Annotated in this window: 17 protein-coding genes; 14 read left to right on the forward strand and 3 right to left on the reverse strand. The window is 64.5% G+C overall.

Features of this window, described 5'->3' with window-relative positions:
* The first annotated feature begins 1 nt into the window (after position 1).
* The 3 genes from pgsA (at position 2) to KG104_RS06205 (ending at position 1,680) form a co-directional block, all read left to right on the forward strand.
* A complete protein-coding gene (gene pgsA / locus KG104_RS06195; RefSeq protein WP_258060524.1) occupies positions 2-604 on the forward strand; it encodes a CDP-diacylglycerol--glycerol-3-phosphate 3-phosphatidyltransferase in 603 nt (200 codons plus the stop codon).
* Positions 601-1,101 (forward strand): CinA family protein, encoded by a 501-nt coding sequence (locus KG104_RS06200; RefSeq protein ID WP_237688680.1) that lies wholly within the window; start codon positions 601-603, stop codon positions 1,099-1,101. The genes pgsA and KG104_RS06200 overlap by 4 nt, the downstream gene beginning before the upstream one ends.
* A gap of 153 nt (positions 1,102-1,254) precedes the next feature.
* Positions 1,255-1,680: a helix-turn-helix domain-containing protein gene (locus KG104_RS06205; protein ID WP_104055404.1), complete on the forward strand. Its 426-nt coding sequence runs from the start codon at positions 1,255-1,257 to the stop codon at positions 1,678-1,680.
* Positions 1,681-1,814: 134 nt separating this feature from the next.
* Here the strand turns inward: KG104_RS06205 and KG104_RS06210 are convergent, their stop codons facing one another.
* Positions 1,815-2,288, reverse strand: a complete 474-nt coding sequence (locus KG104_RS06210; protein WP_104055405.1) for a MarR family winged helix-turn-helix transcriptional regulator — start codon at positions 2,286-2,288, stop codon at positions 1,815-1,817.
* A 42-nt stretch (positions 2,289-2,330) separates the two neighbouring features.
* Here KG104_RS06210 and KG104_RS06215 point away from each other — a divergent pair, with 42 nt between their 5' ends.
* From KG104_RS06215 to dapF, 8 genes are all read left to right on the forward strand, one after another.
* Entirely contained in the window at positions 2,331-2,552 is a 222-nt protein-coding gene (locus KG104_RS06215) for a DUF3046 domain-containing protein (RefSeq protein WP_104055406.1), read from the forward strand.
* A 219-nt stretch (positions 2,553-2,771) separates the two neighbouring features.
* Entirely contained in the window at positions 2,772-3,830 is a 1,059-nt protein-coding gene (gene recA / locus KG104_RS06220) for a recombinase RecA (RefSeq protein ID WP_104055407.1), read from the forward strand.
* A gap of 6 nt (positions 3,831-3,836) precedes the next feature.
* The gene (locus KG104_RS06225) at positions 3,837-4,418 is read left to right on the forward strand and encodes a regulatory protein RecX (RefSeq protein WP_104055408.1); all 582 of its coding nucleotides are present in this window, start codon (positions 3,837-3,839) and stop codon (positions 4,416-4,418) included.
* A gap of 44 nt (positions 4,419-4,462) precedes the next feature.
* Entirely contained in the window at positions 4,463-5,800 is a 1,338-nt protein-coding gene (locus KG104_RS06230) for an aggregation-promoting factor C-terminal-like domain-containing protein (RefSeq protein ID WP_207347575.1), read from the forward strand.
* Between the two features lie 82 nt (positions 5,801-5,882).
* Positions 5,883-6,821, forward strand: coding sequence for an aggregation-promoting factor C-terminal-like domain-containing protein (locus tag KG104_RS06235; RefSeq protein ID WP_207347576.1), 939 nt, complete (start codon positions 5,883-5,885; stop codon positions 6,819-6,821).
* Between the two features lie 55 nt (positions 6,822-6,876).
* Positions 6,877-8,406, forward strand: a complete 1,530-nt coding sequence (gene miaB, locus KG104_RS06240; protein WP_207347577.1) for a tRNA (N6-isopentenyl adenosine(37)-C2)-methylthiotransferase MiaB — start codon at positions 6,877-6,879, stop codon at positions 8,404-8,406.
* A gap of 28 nt (positions 8,407-8,434) precedes the next feature.
* Complete coding sequence (gene miaA / locus KG104_RS06245; RefSeq protein ID WP_207347578.1) at positions 8,435-9,355, forward strand: tRNA (adenosine(37)-N6)-dimethylallyltransferase MiaA; 921 nt, start codon at positions 8,435-8,437, stop codon at positions 9,353-9,355.
* Entirely contained in the window at positions 9,352-10,302 is a 951-nt protein-coding gene (dapF, locus tag KG104_RS06250) for a diaminopimelate epimerase (RefSeq protein ID WP_207347579.1), read from the forward strand. The genes miaA and dapF overlap by 4 nt, the downstream gene beginning before the upstream one ends.
* An 86-nt stretch (positions 10,303-10,388) precedes the next feature.
* On the opposite strand, the gene KG104_RS06255 is transcribed toward dapF, so the two are convergent.
* Complete coding sequence (locus tag KG104_RS06255) at positions 10,389-11,009, reverse strand: class I SAM-dependent methyltransferase (protein ID WP_207347580.1); 621 nt, start codon at positions 11,007-11,009, stop codon at positions 10,389-10,391.
* A 120-nt stretch (positions 11,010-11,129) separates the two neighbouring features.
* On the opposite strand from KG104_RS06255, the gene hflX reads away from it, so the two are divergent.
* Both hflX and KG104_RS06265 read left to right on the forward strand, forming a co-directional pair.
* A complete protein-coding gene (gene hflX, locus KG104_RS06260) occupies positions 11,130-12,701 on the forward strand; it encodes a GTPase HflX (protein ID WP_104055413.1) in 1,572 nt (523 codons plus the stop codon).
* Positions 12,694-14,736, forward strand: a complete 2,043-nt coding sequence (locus KG104_RS06265; protein ID WP_207347581.1) for an ATP-dependent DNA helicase — start codon at positions 12,694-12,696, stop codon at positions 14,734-14,736. Before hflX ends, KG104_RS06265 begins: the two co-directional genes overlap by 8 nt.
* Before the next feature lie 139 nt (positions 14,737-14,875).
* Here KG104_RS06265 and lexA read toward each other — a convergent pair whose 3' ends face one another.
* Complete coding sequence (gene lexA, locus KG104_RS06270; protein ID WP_237688681.1) at positions 14,876-15,706, reverse strand: transcriptional repressor LexA; 831 nt, start codon at positions 15,704-15,706, stop codon at positions 14,876-14,878.
* A gap of 603 nt (positions 15,707-16,309) precedes the next feature.
* Between lexA and KG104_RS18030 the strand changes: the two genes are divergently transcribed.
* Positions 16,310-16,588 (forward strand): LysM peptidoglycan-binding domain-containing protein, encoded by a 279-nt coding sequence (locus KG104_RS18030; protein ID WP_237687004.1) that lies wholly within the window; start codon positions 16,310-16,312, stop codon positions 16,586-16,588.
* Positions 16,589-16,649 lie beyond the last annotated feature (61 nt).

Raw genomic sequence — 16,649 nt, forward strand, 5'->3', positions numbered from 1 at the left:
CGTGAGCAACTCTTCTACCGGGAACGCCCCCCTTCTGAACATCGCCAACGTACTGACGGTCGTGCGGATCCTGATGGTTCCGCTTTTCATCTGGCTCCTGCTGGCGGATGACGGCCGCCATGGTCTGTACCGCTGGCTGGCGGTGGCCACATTCGCCGTCGCCATCTATACCGACAAGCTGGACGGCGATCTCGCCCGCAGCCGGGGCCTGATCACCGACTTCGGCAAGATCGCAGACCCGATTGCGGACAAACTGCTGATCGGCTCGGCCCTTGTCATGTTGTCGGCGCTGGGTGAGCTCTGGTGGTGGGTCACCATTGTGATCCTGGTCCGCGAAATCGGCATCACGCTGATGCGGTTCGTGGTGATCCGTTACGGCGTCATGGCGGCGTCGCGCGGAGGCAAGCTGAAAACCGTGATCCAGACTCTCGCGATCTTCCTGTACCTGCTGCCGCTGACAACGTGGCTTGGCAGCTGGGCCTGGTGGATCAGCGCCGTCGTGATGGCCGCCGCTCTGGTGGTCACAGTGGTCACGGGTATTGATTACGTCATCAAGGCAGTCCAGCTGCGCCGGAGTGCGCTGCAGAACCCGGGCGGCCGGTGACGCTGCCCGGCGGCACGGCTGGAACCGCCGATGCTGCAGCGGTGGTGCGCGCCGCCTCGGCGGCAGGACTGACCCTGGCCACCGCCGAGTCACTGACTGCCGGCATGGTGGCCGCCGAACTCGGCACCGTCCCCGGGGTGTCCGCCGTTCTGGCCGGCGGAGTGGTGGCTTACTCGAACGCCGTGAAGCACAAAGCCCTGGGGGTCGACGCTGAGCTTTTGGCTGCCGCAGGTTCGGTCGACGCCGAGGTGGCCCGCCAAATGGCCGACGGCGTGCGCCGCGCCCTGGAGGCGGACGTGGCAGTGTCCACCACTGGAGTTGCGGGGCCCGAACCGCACGACGGGAAGCCTGTGGGCTGTGTGTTTATCGCCGTCGTATCCGCTGAACGGACCCTGGTCGAAGAATATTTGTTTTTAGGCGACAGAGCAGCCATCCGACGGCAAACACGTGACGAAGCACTGTTACTGCTTGCCCGGGTTCTGTCGGACCGGCCATGATGGGGATCTGACACAGGGCAATCGGTGCCGGGAACAAAACCCGGGGGAGCTGAGTTGTTAGTATCAGGAACCACCAAGGTTTCCCGATTACGATCTTTAGATATCTGCGGTACACCCGCAGTCGGACCACACATAGGGAGCAGGACGATACAGATGGTTAAGCAACCCGTATCCGTGAACGGCGTTATTCGCTGGCGGGATGTAGGGTTGGCGGAAGATGCACACCGGGAACCAAAGGAGCGCAAAATGGTTGTTCTTCGTCATGAAATTGGCGACGTACTGCGCGATGTCCGCCAGCGTCAGGGCCGTACCCTGCGCGAGGTGTCACACAGCGCACGCGTTTCACTTGGTTACCTCAGCGAGGTGGAGCGAGGCCAAAAGGAAGCATCATCAGAACTTCTGTCCTCTATTTGCACCGCGCTTGATGTGCCCTTGTCCCTGATGCTTCGTGAGGTCAGTGACCGGGTGGCGACTGCAGAAGGCGTCGCCATACCCGATACCGTGCCGTCGGAATTCTCGCGCGAGTTTGCCCGCGATTTCCCGGAGGACATGGCTCGGGACCTGGCCCGCACTCCGTAGACCTACATCCGCAGTGCTGCCGCTCCATCGGGCAGCCTGCCCAGTGCCAAGAAAAAGACCCCGCCGTTTCGGCGGGGTCTTTTTTGCCGTTCAGCGGCCGTTGAGCCAGCACTGGCTCGGTTTCCGGGCAGCCATTACCGTTCGCGGGCGTAGGAGTGGTTGAGCTTGGTCAGCAGTGACCCCAGCTGCTCCAGCTCCTCATCATCCCAATCCTCCAGCAGTGTCCGGAACAACTCTTTGCGGGCCGACTGTGTCTTGGCCAGCGCCTCTGAGCCTGCAGGGGTGAGAGAGATGGACTGGGCGCGGCCGTCCAGCGGGTCAGCGTGCTTCTGGACCAGGCCAAGCGATTCCAGCATGACAATCTGGCGGCTCACGGACGGCTTGCCGATGCCGATGCTGGCGGCAATGTCCGTTAGCCGCATGTCCTGCTGCTTCTGCAGCAGGACCAACAGTCCGTAGGCTGCCGGTTCCATATCCGGATGCACCTCGCGGGCCACCTTGTAGGAGTTGGACCGCGCCCGGCGCCACAACACCGAGAGGGCCTGCTCCAAGGTGTCGATGGCCGCTTCATGGTGCCGTGCTTCTGGGGAAGATTCCTGCTCGGTCATGGTCTCCATTCTAGAGGCGCATGGACGTGAGAAGATTAAGCGATGCGACTCAGTGATTTCTGGCGGCTCATGGATGATGAGTTTGGGCCGGCCTACTCAAGGGTGCTTGCCGCGGACCTCGTGCTCGGCTCCCTTGGCGGCAGGACGGCAACGGAAGCCCTCAGCGGGGGTATCGAACCGAAGGCTGTCTGGCTGGCGGTCTGTGATGTCCAGGATGTCCCGGCGGAACGACGCTTGGGGCGGGACATCCAGCCCAAGAAATGAGGCTGGCCGCGTTAAAGGCGGGACACGCCGAAGCGGATATTCGAATACCTGTTCGGATGAGGATAAGCTCCTACACAGGGGCGACACGACCGCAAAACTGCCCCTGATATCCCCACGGCAGTCCGCTCCGCTGTTTTGTCAGTGCCGCCGCTTATGGTCGTAGGTGAGCAGGACAACCGGCCTCCGGGCCACGTAAAACCACAACAACCGAGGTGAAGAATGGCAGCAGCAGTCGACCGCGCAAAGGCACTTGAAGCAGCGCTGGCCCAAATCGATAAGCAGTACGGCAAGGGCTCGATCATGCGGCTTGGAGACGAGGTCCGCGCTCCGGCAGAGACCATCTCCACCAGTTCGATCGCCTTGGACCTGGCACTTGGCATAGGCGGGCTTCCCCGCGGCCGCGTCGTGGAGATCTACGGCCCGGAATCCTCGGGTAAGACAACCCTGGCGCTGCACGTTGTTGCCAACGCACAGAAGAACGGCGGCATTGCCGCGTTCATCGATGCCGAGCATGCCCTGGATCCCATCTACGCTGCACGGCTCGGCGTGGATACGGACTCGCTGCTGGTGTCCCAGCCGGACACCGGTGAGCAGGCACTGGAAATCATGGACATGCTGATCGGTTCCGGTTCGGTTGACGTAGTGGTTATCGACTCCGTGGCCGCACTGGTTCCGCGTGCGGAAATTGAGGGCGACATGGGCGACAGCCATGTGGGCCTGCAGGCCCGGCTCATGAGCCAGGCACTGCGCAAGATCGCCGGACGGTTGAGCCACACCAACACCACGGCCATCTTCATCAACCAGCTCCGCGAAAAAATCGGTGTCATGTTCGGCAGCCCGGAAACCACCACGGGTGGTAAGGCGCTGAAGTTCTATGCCTCCGTGCGCATCGATGTCCGGCGCATCGAGACGCTCAAGGAAGGTACGGTTCCGGTGGGCAATCGAACCCGCGCCAAGATCGTCAAGAACAAAATGGCCCCGCCGTTCAAACAGGCTGAGTTCGACATCATCTACGGCACGGGAATCTCCCGTGAGGGTGGACTGATCGACATGGGCGTGGAGCACGGCTTCGTGAAGAAGTCCGGCGCCTGGTTCACGTACGACGGTGATCAGCTGGGCCAGGGCAAGGAAAATGCCCGCAAGTTCCTGCGCGACAACCCGGAACTGACCGATGAGCTGGAGCGCCGCCTGCGTGAAAAGCTGGGCATTGACGGACCGGCTACCGAGGAAGCTCCTGCAGCGGAAGCGAAGCTCAAGGCCGTTCCGAAGAACTCCTAGGCATTCGTGCAGCAGCAAACCAGTGGATTTCCCCCGGCAGGCGGTTCGCCGGGGGAGCCGGACGCGAAGCCGCGGGAGCAACCGCGTGACCCGTACGGTGCTGCCCGCACCATTGTCCTGCGGCAGCTGACGAGTGCCCCGAAGAGCCGGCACCAGCTGGCGGTGAAGCTGGCCGAAAAGGACATCCCCCAGGACGTTGCACAGGCGGTACTGGACCGTTTTGAGGAAGTTCGGCTCGTGGACGACGCTGAGTTTGCCCGCATGTGGGTGGACAGCCGGTCGCGTTCCAAGTCCCTCGCACGTGGTGCGCTGAAGCGTGAACTTGCCGAGAAGGGCATTTCGGGGGAGCTGGCAGCAGAAGCCCTGGAGCAGGTCAGCGATGAGGATGAGTTGGAAGCTGCCCGGACGCTGGCGCGCAGGAAGCTGCAGCCCTCAGTGGACCTGACGGATCGGGCAGCCCGGGACAAGCAGGCAAAGCGGCTGGTCTCCATGCTCGCCCGCAAGGGGTACTCGCCGTCGGTGGGGTACCGCGTGGTCAACGAGATCATCGGTGACGTCCTTGAAGAGCGCCCCGAGGACGAGTGGTAGGAAACCTGCGGGAATCCTGAGGCGGTGCCGTATGCTGGGCCACGATGTTGACTCTGTTGCTGCCGGGCAAGAAGTTCACTCGTCTTTCCCTGGGTTCCGCCGTGCTGGTCGGGGTGCTTGCCGCCTCGGCCTTCAGTGCTGTGCCTGCCTCCGGTACAGAGTTTCCCTCGTGGGAGCAGGTGGAGCAGGCCAAGCGCAGCGTTGAATCCAAAGCAGCGCAGGCCGCTGAAATTGAAGCTCTCCTCGGTAAACTGTCGGCCGAGGCGGGAAGCCTGGGAACCAAAGCCGTACAGGCCTCGGCAAATCATCAGCGTGCCGTGGACGAGGCAGAGATCAACAGCCGGGCCGTCGAAGTACTTTCGGCCCAGAGGCTGGAAGCGTCCCGGACTGCTTCGGAGCTGACCGGACAGATGGGCGCACTGGCGGCGCAGACGTACAAGACGGGCGGAATGGATTCCAGCCTGCTCTTGCTGCTGGATGCCGATGCCGCGGTGGGGGCCATGGACCGGCTCACCACGCTGCAGAGTATTTCCGGCCGCACTGACAGCCTCCAGCTGCAGGCCGCCTCGGCTGCGCAGGTGCTGGGCAGCCTTGAGGAGCGTGAAGCTGCCGCCCTGGACAGCCGGGAAGAATCAGTTGCCGCGTCCCTGCAGCTGGCTGCTGAGGCGCAAACAGCTGCGGCTGCAGCTGACAAGGCAGTACAAGATGCCCAGGAGCGCAGCACCGTGCTGCTCGAGCAGCTCGCCGAGCTGCGGGACAGCAGTGTGCAGGCCGAAGCGCAGCGGCTAAGGGGGCTTCAGGCCGAAGAGACCTATCGCGCGCAGCAGGAAGCGCGGGCCGCCGAAGAAGCCGCCAGGGAGGCTGAAGAAAACGACGCCGGAGACAGCAGCGGCAGGAATCCGGCTCCGCCGCCCGGTAAAACTGAGCCCGATCCGGTGATTAATCCCACTCCGCTGCCTCAGGTCCCAGCACCCCAACCAGCACCGCTGCCACCTCCTGCACCATCTGCTCCTCCAGTCCCACAGCCTGCTCCCGTACCGGATCCGCTGCCCGTGCCCTCTCCCGGGCCGGTTGACGACCCGGTCGCCGCCCAGGCCTACGCTGCCGGACGGCTGGCCGGCTATGGCTGGGGACAGGATCAGTTTCGGTGTCTGGTGAACCTGTGGCAGCGGGAGTCCGGCTGGCGGACCAGCGCAAATAACCCCTACAGCGGGGCGTACGGGATTCCCCAGTCACTGCCCGGAGACAAGATGGCCAGCGTTGGTGCAGACTGGCGCACCAACTATCGGACCCAGATCGAGTGGGGTCTGGGGTACATCAGCTCCCGGTACGGCAGCCCCTGTGCCGCTTGGCAGCACTCCGAAGACAAAGGGTGGTATTGAACCCGTTAGCGACACGCATGTCAAGTGGATCGTTATGCAATTGAGATAGCCGCTCAGGGACGGTCGTTACCGTCTCGGTTCTATGACTTCCCTCCAAAAAGATGCCCTCGGCAACGAAGACACCCAGAGCGACAGCCACAAATCCAACGATGTTCCCGGCCGGCGCGGCCTTACCCAGGAACGCCGGCAGGCCAGCCGGACCCGCAAGCTCCGCATCGGGGCCGTGGCGGTTGCCGGCGGACTGGCCTTCTTTGGAATCGCCGGCGCCTCCGTCCAAAATGACCAACTGCGGGCCAGCCTCGTCAGTCTGACTTCTCCCACCGCCGCCCCGGACACCGCTGAGAGCGGTCCGGCTGATGAGGCCGGCGCCGCGGGAGATACCGACGGCGATGAGCAGCAGAAGGCAGCTGACACCGCTGCCGCCGATGATGCCAAGAAGGCGGCCGACGCCAAAGCAGAGGAGGCCAAGGCTGCTGAACAAAAGGCCGCTGAAGAAAAGGCTGCTGAACAAAAGGCCGCTGAAGAAAAGTCAGCGGAGGAAGCTCGAGCTGCCGAAGAGCTGAAAGCCGAAGAAGCAGCTCAGGCTGCCGCGGCCGAGCAGGCCAGGGTTGCAGCCGAGCAGGAAGCTGCAGCCAAGGCAGCAGCTGACGCCCAGGCTGCCGCGGACCGCGCCGCGGAAGAGGCCGCCGCCGCAGCAGCGTCTGTTCCCATGGATGATCCCGCCGGGGCGAAAGCGTACGCCGTCTCTGCCCTGGCCGGCCATGGATGGGCAGCCTCGGAAATGACCTGCCTGAACACCCTGTGGGAAAAGGAATCCAACTGGATGACCAGCGCCACCAACGCCAGCAGTGGCGCCTACGGCATTGTCCAGTCACTGCCCGCCGAAAAAATGGCATCATCGGGACCTGATTACCTCACCAATCCCAAGACCCAGATCAACTGGGGCCTGGGCTATATCGAATCCCGGTACGGCAGCCCCTGCTCGGCACTGAACTTCCACTACGCCAACAACTGGTACTAAACCCGGCTATCAGCCGGCGCCTCCTCCGGCGGTCCGCGGCAGGTACCCTAGGACTGTGAGTTTGACAGTATCTTCCCCGACATCTTCCCCGAGCCCGTCCGAGCAGCATCACCGCACCTATCAGGTGCGGACCTTCGGGTGCCAAATGAACGTCCACGATTCCGAGCGCATTTCCGGCCTGCTGGAGAACGCCGGTTATGTTCCCGCGGAAGGCGACGAGGCCGACGTCGTCGTCTTCAATACCTGCGCGGTGCGGGAGAACGCGGACAACAAGCTGTACGGGAACCTGGGCATGCTCGCCCACGTCAAGGAAACTCGTCCGGGCATGCAGATTGCCGTGGGCGGGTGCCTGGCGCAGAAGGACCGCGACACCATCCAGCGCAAGGCGCCGTGGGTGGATGCAGTGTTTGGCACGCACAACATCGGCTCATTGCCGGCCCTGCTGGACCGCGCCCGGCACAACGATGAAGCGCAGCTGGAAATCCTGGAATCCCTGGATGTTTTCCCCTCCACACTGCCCACCAAGCGCGACTCCGTCTACGCAGGCTGGGTCTCCATTTCCGTGGGCTGCAACAACACCTGCACGTTCTGCATTGTCCCTTCCCTGCGCGGCAAGGAACGGGACCGCCGCCCGGGCGAGATTCTCGCCGAAATCCAGGCGCTGGTGGACGACGGCGCGATTGAGGTTACGCTGCTGGGCCAGAACGTTAACTCGTACGGCGTGGAGTTTGGAGACCGGGGCGCGTTCGCCAAGCTGCTGCGTGCCTGCGGCACCATCGAAGGCCTGGAGCGGGTGCGCTTCACCAGCCCGCATCCGGCTGCGTTCACCCAGGACGTCATCGACGCAATGGCGGAAACCCCCAACGTGATGCCGCAGCTGCACATGCCGCTGCAGTCCGGTTCCGACAAGGTCCTCAAAGACATGCGCCGGTCCTACCGGTCCAAGAAGTTCCTCGGCATCCTGGACAGTGTCCGTGAGCGGATGCCGCACGCCGCCATCTCCACCGACATCATTGTGGGTTTCCCGGGCGAGACCGAAGAGGACTTCGCCGCCACGCTCGACGTCGTGGAGAAGTCCCGTTTCGCCACGGCCTTCACGTTCCAGTACTCCAAGCGCCCGGGCACCCCCGCCGCAGAGCTGCCGGACCAGCTGCCCAAGGCAGTGGTCCAGGAACGCTTTGAACGCCTCACCGCCCTCCAGGACCGCATCGCGGCCGAAGAGAATGCCAAACAGGTGGGCACCACAGTGGAAGTTCTGGTTACCGCCGGTTCCGGCCGCAAGTCCGAAGAAACAGGTCGCCTTTCCGGCCGTTCCCGTGATCAGCGCCTGGTGCACTTCTCGGTGCCCGAGGGCTGCGAGGTACCCCGGCCCGGAGACCTCGTCACCGTGCCCGTGACGTCCGCAGCTGCTTTCCACCTGGTCTCGGACCCCGCGACCGCAGCGGATTACACCCTGCGCCGTTCACGCGCCGGTGACGCCTGGGACCGGTCACAGGCGGAATCGTGCGGAGTCCCCGCTCCGGGTGCTTCCGGCGGCAAAGCCGGTGTCTCCCTGGGCATGCCGGCACTGCCCCCGCGCTCCTAGTGCTGTCCCCGTCTCCCGGGTGCGTCCGGTGACTGCCGCCGAGGCTGCGCGCGCCCGCCCGGTCATCGCCGTCGTCGGTCCCACCGGCTCCGGCAAATCGGATCTGGGCGTTTCACTGGCCCTGCAGCTGGGCGGGGAAGTCATCAATGCCGACGCTATGCAGTTCTACCGGGGCATGGACATCGGTACCGCGAAAATCAGCGTCGCGGAGCGGCGCGGCGTTCCACACCACCTGCTGGACATCATGGATGTCCGGGAGGAAGCCAGCGTCTCGGCGTTCCAGGCATCCGCCCGCAGTCTCATCACCGAGATCCAGGGACGGGGAAAGTATCCGATCCTCGTGGGCGGGTCCGGGCTTTACGTCCGTGCGGCCCTGGATGTGCTGGACTTCCCGGGCACTGATCCGGCAGTGCGGTCTGCCCTGGAACGTCAACTGGACGAACAGGGACTGGGGGCTCTGCGCGGGCGTCTGCGTGCCGTAGACCCGGTGTCCGCGGACCGGCTTGGCGACGGCCGCCGGGTGGTGCGGGCCCTGGAAGTGCACCAGCTGACGGGCAGGCCGTTCAGTTCCTTCATGCCCGTCCGGGAGTACTTCCAGCCGGCAGTCCAGATCGGCCTGAGCGTGGAGCGCAGCCTGCTGCATCAGCGGCTGGCAGCACGCGTGGACCGGATGGTGGACCGAGGCCTGCTCGCCGAAGTGGAAGACCTCGCCGGCCGCGGCCTGCGCGAGGGCCGGACTGCCGGCCGCGCCTTGGGGTATTCCCAGTTCCTGCGCGTGCTGGACGGCGAATCGTCAGTGGCCGAGGCAGTCGAACAGACAGTGGTGGCTACCCGGCAGTTCGCGCGCCGCCAGCTCACCTGGTTCCGCGCAGATCCGCGGATCACCTGGCTGGACTGGGACGACCCCGAACTGACCGGCAAGGCTGCCGCCGCTATCCTTGAACAGTGAACACAACTCTCTCTTCTGCTCTGTCCGCTTCCGGCTTACCCGCTTCTCTTGCCGGTTTGCCCTTCGCCAAAGGCCACGGCACCGGCAACGACTTTGTGCTGGTGGCCGACCCCGACGGGGGACGCGAAGTGACGCCTGCCGAAGTGGCGGCGGTATGCGACCGGCACCGCGGCATTGGCGCAGACGGATTCATCAGGGCCGTGCGTTCCGAGCACCTGCCTGAAGGCCAGGCCCTGCTGCAAAGTGATCCCGCTGCGGAGTGGTTCATGGACTACCGCAATGCGGACGGCAGCATCTCCGAGATGTGCGGCAACGGGGTGCGGGTCTTCGTGCACTTCCTGCTCGCCGAGGGGCTGGTGAATCTGGCCGAAGGGGAAACCCTGACCATCGGCACCCGCGCCGGCATCAAAACAATCACCCGGGTGGACAGCGGCTACGCCGTGGACATGGGTCCCTGGGAGTTCATCTACCCCGACCATGCCGCCGCGAAGGCCATGGACGCCGTCGTCAACGCCGACGGCCTGGAAGTACCGCGCCCCGGACTGTCCGTCAGCATGGGAAACCCGCACACCGTGGTGGCCCTGGCCGAGCTGTCCGAACTCGCAGCCACTCAACTGACGACTCCGCCCACCGTGCAGCCGGAGCCGGAGAACGGCACCAACGTGGAATTTGTGGTCCCCGCCGAGCCTCTGGTCGAAAACGGCGTGGGTCTGCTGACCATGCGCGTGCATGAGCGCGGTGTGGGGGAGACCCTTTCCTGCGGCACCGGCGCCTGCGCAGCAGCCGTTGCCATCCGTTTCTGGGCCGGCCGGGATGCCCCGAACGACTGGGCGGTCACGGTGCCCGGCGGCGTCGTCGGGGTCCGTTTCCTGACTGCTGAAGACGGCCGCGAGCACGTGGAACTCAGCGGCCCCGCCGTCATTGTGGCGCGCGGAACCCTACTCTAGGAACGGCCGGAATAAACCCCTGCGACGGGCGGTTGAAGCTGTCATGGAATTCAAGACCGGTGTTAGTGCGGCCCGCCGCTGAGCAGTCAGCTGTCTTCGGGACTGCGGGTAATTTTGAGGATCCGGAAGGATTTGGCGGTGCTGTGCCGGGACACCGAGTATCCGGACCCCAGCTGCTCGGTCAGCCATTTCTGCAGTGAATCCGCTCCCAGGTTTTTCTGCACCACCAGCCACGCGGTTCCTTCCGGCGCCAGCCGCGGCAGCCACAGAAGCAGGAGCGCATGCAACTCGTCCTTGCCGATGCGGATGGGCGGATTGGACCAGATGGTGTCGAACCGCAGCTGCGGATCGACGTCCTCGGGCCGGCTGGCAGTGACATTGTCCAGGCCCAGTGCGGCGGCATTGTCACGGGTCAGGGCCAGGCACCGCTCGTTCACATCCACGGCGTACACGCGGGCTGCCGGGGATTTCAGGGCCATGGTCAGCGCCACCGGCCCCCAGCCGCAGCCAATGTCCAGCAAATTCCCCTCCGGGGAGGGGGACGGAACTTCGTCCAGCAGAATCACAGTGCCTTTGTCGATGCCGTCGGGGCTGAAGATGCCGCCGGAAGTAACGAGGGTACGCTCCCGGCCATCGAGCGTGACATGGAGCGGCCGGCGGACCTCGGGCCCGGACGGCTGTGAACTGAAGTAATGGTCTGAACCCATAACAAACCAGATTAGTGGGTCTGCGGCAGGCAGCGGAAACCGGATTCAGCGGCGGGCAAATCGCGCCCCCAAATGTCCGTGCCCTGACTTACCATGGAGAACACGGCTTATAAGGAGAATATGACGATCAACAATTCCCGTCCTGGCACGTCCGGTTCCGCTCAGCCCACACCGGAGCTGAGCCCCGAAGACATCCAGGGGGTCATTGACAGGATCCTCGCCAAGGAAAGCGCTGCGGAGGCCAAAGCTCCCGCCCGGGACGTCCCGCGCGGCAGAGCCCAGGCTCTCTCTTCCGAGGACGCCGGGCATTCAGTGCACGACGGCGACCAGGAAGACCTTCGCGAGCGGCACGCACTGCGGCGCGTGGCCGGCCTGTCCACCGAACTCGAAGACGTAACCGAAGTCGAGTACCGCCAGCTTCGCCTGGAGCGGGTGGTACTGGCCGGACTGTGGAGCGAAGGAACGGCGGCCGACGCCGAGAATTCCCTGCAGGAACTGGCAGCCCTCGCCGAAACGGCAGGCTCCGAGGTGCTCGACGGCGTCATCCAGCGCCGCCTGAAGCCCGATCCGGGCACCTTCCTGGGATCCGGCAAGGCCCAGGAACTCAAGGACATCGTGGCCGCCACCGGCGCTGACACGGTCATCGTGGACAGCGAACTGGCCCCGTCCCAGCGCCGCGGACTGGAAGACATCGTCAAGGTCAAGGTCATCGACCGGACGGCCCTCATCCTGGACATCTTCGCCCAGCATGCCAAGTCCCGCGAGGGCAAGGCCCAGGTGGAACTGGCCCAGCTCGAGTACCTGCTGCCGCGACTGCGCGGCTGGGGCGAATCCATGTCCCGGCAGGCCGGCGGCCAGGTGGGCAGCGCAAGCGCCGGCATGGGTTCACGTGGTCCCGGTGAAACCAAGATTGAGCTGGACCGGCGGAAGATCCGTACCCGGATGGCGAAACTGCGGCGCGAAATCGCGGGCATGAAACCTGCACGCGAAACCAAGCGGGCCAACCGCCAGCGCAACCAGGTTCCTTCGGTGGCTATCGCCGGGTACACCAACGCGGGCAAGTCGTCGCTCCTGAACCGGCTGACGGATGCCGGTGTCCTCGTCGAGAACGCCCTGTTCGCCACCCTGGATCCCACCATCCGCAAGGCCCAGACCGAAGACGGGATCGGCTACACCCTGGCGGACACCGTCGGATTTGTCCGGTCGCTGCCGACCCAGCTGGTGGAAGCCTTCCGCTCCACGCTGGAGGAAGTGGCGGACGCTGACCTGATCCTGCACGTCGTGGATGCCTCCCATCCTGACCCGGAGGGCCAGATTGCCGCCGTCCGCACTGTGCTGACGGATGTTGATGCCCGCAAGATTCCGGAAATCATCGTCCTGAACAAGGCCGATGCCGCCGATCCGTTTGTCCTGGAACGCCTCCGGCAGAAGGAACGCCGCCACGTGGTGGTCTCCGCCCGTACCGGTGAAGGCATCGACGAGCTGCTGCAGGCGATCTCCGAAGGGATTCCCCGCCCCGCGGTGGACCTGACGCTGATGGTTCCCTACGACCGCGGAGACGTGGTCTCCCGGCTGCACAGCCCGGACACTGAAATCCTGTCCGTGGACCACTCCGAAACCGGAACCCGGCTGCATGTCATGGTCCGCGAAGGCCTTGCTGCTGAACTGGAGCCGTTCGTCACCCATGAGTAAAGACACCACCGGCGAAGTCCTGGAACTTCTGGACACCGCCGTTGCCGGCATGGGCGGACAAAACCGCCCGGGCCAGCATGAAATGGCCCGACAGGTCACGCAGGCCATAGACGAAGGAAAGCACCTGCTGGTTCAGGCGGGCACCGGAACCGGCAAATCGCTGGCCTATCTGGTGCCGCTGATCCATCACTCGCTGGAGAGCACCAAGCCGACGCTGGTGTCCACTGCAACGCTGGCCCTGCAGTCCCAGATTGTGGGCCGGGACCTGCCTCGGCTGCTCAAGACCCTTCAGCCGCAGCTCCCCCGCGAAGTGGACGTGGCACTGCTCAAGGGCCGCAGCAATTATGTCTGCCTGCACAAGACCGGCGGGGGATTTCCTGAAGAGGAAGATCCCGCCGGTGCCCTGTTCACGCTGGGAGATGACCATGGCGTCGCCCACCCTTCACCGGCTCCCACCTCGGCCATGGGCCGGGAAGTGGTGCGGCTGCGTGAATGGGCGGAGGAAACGGACACCGGCGACCGGGATGATCTGGTCCCGGGTGTGAGTGACCGGGCCTGGCGGCAGGTATCGGTGACCTCCATGGAGTGCCTGGGAGCACAGAAGTGTCCGGTGGCCGCTGAGTGCTTCAGCGAGCGTGCCCGTGCACAGGCCGCCGTGGCCGACGTCGTGATCACCAACCATGCGATGCTGGCGATTGCTGCCTTCGAAGGCCTGGCCGTGCTGCCGGACTATGACGTGGTGGTCATTGACGAGGCGCACGAACTGCAGGACCGCGTCACCGGTGCCGTCACCGGCCAGCTCTCCGGCACGGTGATTACTGCCGCTGTTACCGCAGCGCGCAAACACACCTCTGCCAGCGTGGAGGAGCTGGCGCAGGCGGCACGTGCCTTTGAGCAGTCCATGGAGGGTGTTCCCTCCGGCCTGCTGGCCAGCGGACTGAACGAAGAGCAGGAACAGGCCGTGGGGCGCGTTCGCGAGGCCTGCCGAGTGGCGCTCTCTGATTCCAAGCCCGAGCCCGGGGAAACCGCAGACGGTGGCCGGCAGACGGCCCGTTCACGGCTTATGGCCGTGCTGACTGTTTGCGAGCGGCTGATCTCGGCGCCGGCGGCCGGCGAGGTGATTTGGGCGTCCCGGCCCAGTTCCTTCTCCCCGTCGGGAGGTTTTTCACCGCCCGACGAGACCGCCCCCGCCACCCTGAACGTTGCCCCGCTGTCAGTGGCGGGACGGCTGCGTGAAGGATTGTTTGACGGGCACACCGTTGTCCTGACCTCGGCAACCCTGGCGATCGGCTCCGAGTTCGGGCCGGTGGCCGGTGCCCTGGGCCTGCTGGGTCCGGGTGCACCGTCGTGGACCGGAACCGACGTCGGCAGTCCCTTCGATTACCCGCGCCAGGGGATTCTGTATGTGGCCAAGGATCTGCCCAAGCCGGAGCGGGGTACCTCCGAGGCTCAGCTGGATGAAATCGAAGCGCTGCTTAAGGCCTCCAACGGCGGCGCGCTGGGCTTATTCTCCTCTCGGCGGGCGGCCGAAGATGCCGCCGATGCCATGCGCACCCGGGTGGATTTCCCCATCCTGTGCCAGGGGGAATCTTCCATGTCTTCACTGGTCAAGCAGTTCTCTGAAGAGCCGGATACCTGCCTCTTCGGCACCATGTCGCTATGGCAGGGCGTGGACGTTCCCGGAGCCGCGTGCCGGCTTGTCCTCATCGACCGCATCCCGTTTCCCCGTCCCGATGACCCGCTGATGACCGCTCGCACCCGAGCAGTGGCCAAGGCCGGCGGCAACGGGTTCATGTCCGTGGCGGCGACCCATGCCGCCGTGCGTCTGGCACAGGGGGCAGGGCGCCTGATTCGTGCGGCGGGGGACCGCGGTGTGGTGGCTGTCCTGGACTCCCGGCTGGCCACGGCCCGGTATGGGGGCTTCCTGCGCGCAGCGCTGCCGCCGTTCTGGTCCACCACGGACCGCTCCGTGGTGCTCTCCGTTTTGGGTCGGCTCGCAGAGCAGTCGGCAGCCGAGGAGCTGTCGGCGGGATAGGCGGGCTGCGGAGTTAACCGCGGCACTCTGCGGCCCAGTGAGGCCGGGCAGCAAAGACATGGACATGCAAATGGCGGCCGGAATATTTCCGGCCGCCATTTGCGTGCTTTCCGCTGCAGGGATCCCGCCGGGACGTCGGCTAAAGAGCGCGCATCACCGAGACAACTTTGCCCATGATGACGGCGTGATCGCCCACAATGGGCTCGTACCGCGTGTTCTGCGGCAGCAGCCAGGTGTGGCCGTTGCGCTGCCGGAAGGTCTTGACCGTGGCTTCATCGTCGAGGAGGGCAGCCACAATGTCACCGTTCTCAGCTGTCGGCTGGCGGCGCACAACCACCCAGTCACCGTCGCAGATGGCGGCATCAACCATGGAGTCTCCCGAAACCTTCAGCATGAAAAGGTCACCGTGTCCCACCAGCTGACGGGGCAGCGGCATGATGTCCTCCACCACCTGCTCCGCAAGGATGGGTCCGCCGGCGGCGATGCGGCCGACCAGCGGCACCATGGCGGTATCAACGGAGGTGGCAAGCTCGGTTACCGAGGCCAGCGCCGGGGCTGAGCCTGCGCCCTCTTCACGCTGGTCTCCGGTGCGCCCCGCAGCGCCGGCTGAAGGGCTGTTGTCCGTGCCGGAGCCGGGGCGTCCCGGAGCCTCCTCGGCTGCCGTACCGGAGGATCCGTCACGGAGCATCAGGGGAATGAGGATTTCCATGGCGCGGGGGCGCTTCGGATCACGGCGGATGTAGCCGAGCTTCTCCAACTGCATGAGCTGGTGGGTCACGCTGGACAGGCTGGCCAGGCCAACCGTGTCGCCGATTTCGCGCATGGTGGGCGGATAGCCGTTGGTGCTCACGGACCGCTGAATCATCTCCAGGACGGTCTTCTGCCTGGGGGTGAGCCCCTTGGGGCGCGCACGGGTGCCTGTGGCAGCTGGTTTGTTGGTGCTGTCTTCGGAAGCAGTCCTGCGGGCCACGTCGGGTTCCCTTCGGGTCAGCTGGTCCCGGCAATGCCGGGGCTGGTCGGTAAATGTCTAATCGGGTACAAACCGGGACGTATTGGCCGTGCAAGCCGTTCCGGCGGTTATGTCAGAGGCAGCTGATTCAGTGATCCTGAGGAACCGCTCCGACGCCTGGGCTTCGAGTCGATCCGCAGAACCCGTTGAAGGTTCCCTCTTGTCCTCAACGTTAAGCGAGCAGTGCGGTGTTTTCAAACATTTGTTCGAGCGAGTCTCGACTTTATTAGTAGATAGGTGCTAGAAATAACTCAGCAGAAATCGAACATACTTTCGACAGCCGCCCTCAGCGGAGGTTCGGGTAAGTCGATCAGCTTCCAATCGTTCGAATATGGCTTCGGGTATTTCCCGCAGCCATCGAACCGGAAAGGTGTTGCAATGACAACCCAAACAGTCCCGACAGCTCGAACAGCTGATTCGAGTCATACAGCTGCTTCAATCCATACAGCTGCGTCAAAAACAGCTGCGTCAAACACATCTCCCTCACAGCACCTCGATTCCCGGCCTTCAAATCCTTCCCTGCCGGTCAAGACGAACTCGCTGCACCTGACCCGCAGGGGCCGTTTGGTTTTCATCGGCCTCCCGCTGATGCTCGCCGCGGCGGCTGCGCTCATTGTGCTGGGCTTCTTCACCGCTCCCGCCATGGCCTCCAGCGGGGGGCCGGACGTGACAAGAACCGTCCAGGTCAGTGTGGCTGCGGGTGAGTCCCTGTGGGGCCTGGCGCAGGAGTTCGCTCCTGAGCGTGACCCGCGGGATGTCATGGAAGACATCATGGAACTCAACAACCTGACTGAATCCCGCCTCATCGTTGGTGCTCAGCTTTACATTCCCGTTGAACGCTGAGTCCGCAACAACGCTGAGCCGCAACACCTCAGGACGAAACACCCAGAGCCAAATAAGTCAG

Source organism: Arthrobacter sunyaminii, from assembly GCF_018866305.1.
GTDB classification, from domain to species: domain Bacteria; phylum Actinomycetota; class Actinomycetes; order Actinomycetales; family Micrococcaceae; genus Arthrobacter_B; species Arthrobacter_B sunyaminii.

What these genes read in the sequence shown, in the direction of transcription:
- KG104_RS06205 (WP_104055404.1), top strand. Translation starts at nt 1,255, where the DNA reads ATGGTTAAGCAACCCGTATCCGTGAACGGCGTTATTCGCTGGCGGGAT.
- KG104_RS06210 (WP_104055405.1), bottom strand. Translation starts at nt 2,288, where the DNA reads ATGACCGAGCAGGAATCTTCCCCAGAAGCACGGCACCATGAAGCGGCC.
- KG104_RS06215 (WP_104055406.1), top strand. Translation starts at nt 2,331, where the DNA reads ATGCGACTCAGTGATTTCTGGCGGCTCATGGATGATGAGTTTGGGCCG.
- recA (WP_104055407.1), top strand. Translation starts at nt 2,772, where the DNA reads ATGGCAGCAGCAGTCGACCGCGCAAAGGCACTTGAAGCAGCGCTGGCC.
- KG104_RS06230 (WP_207347575.1), top strand. Translation starts at nt 4,463, where the DNA reads ATGTTGACTCTGTTGCTGCCGGGCAAGAAGTTCACTCGTCTTTCCCTG.
- KG104_RS06235 (WP_207347576.1), top strand. Translation starts at nt 5,883, where the DNA reads ATGACTTCCCTCCAAAAAGATGCCCTCGGCAACGAAGACACCCAGAGC.
- KG104_RS06255 (WP_207347580.1), bottom strand. Translation starts at nt 11,009, where the DNA reads ATGGGTTCAGACCATTACTTCAGTTCACAGCCGTCCGGGCCCGAGGTC.
- hflX (WP_104055413.1), top strand. Translation starts at nt 11,130, where the DNA reads ATGACGATCAACAATTCCCGTCCTGGCACGTCCGGTTCCGCTCAGCCC.
- KG104_RS06265 (WP_207347581.1), top strand. Translation starts at nt 12,694, where the DNA reads ATGAGTAAAGACACCACCGGCGAAGTCCTGGAACTTCTGGACACCGCC.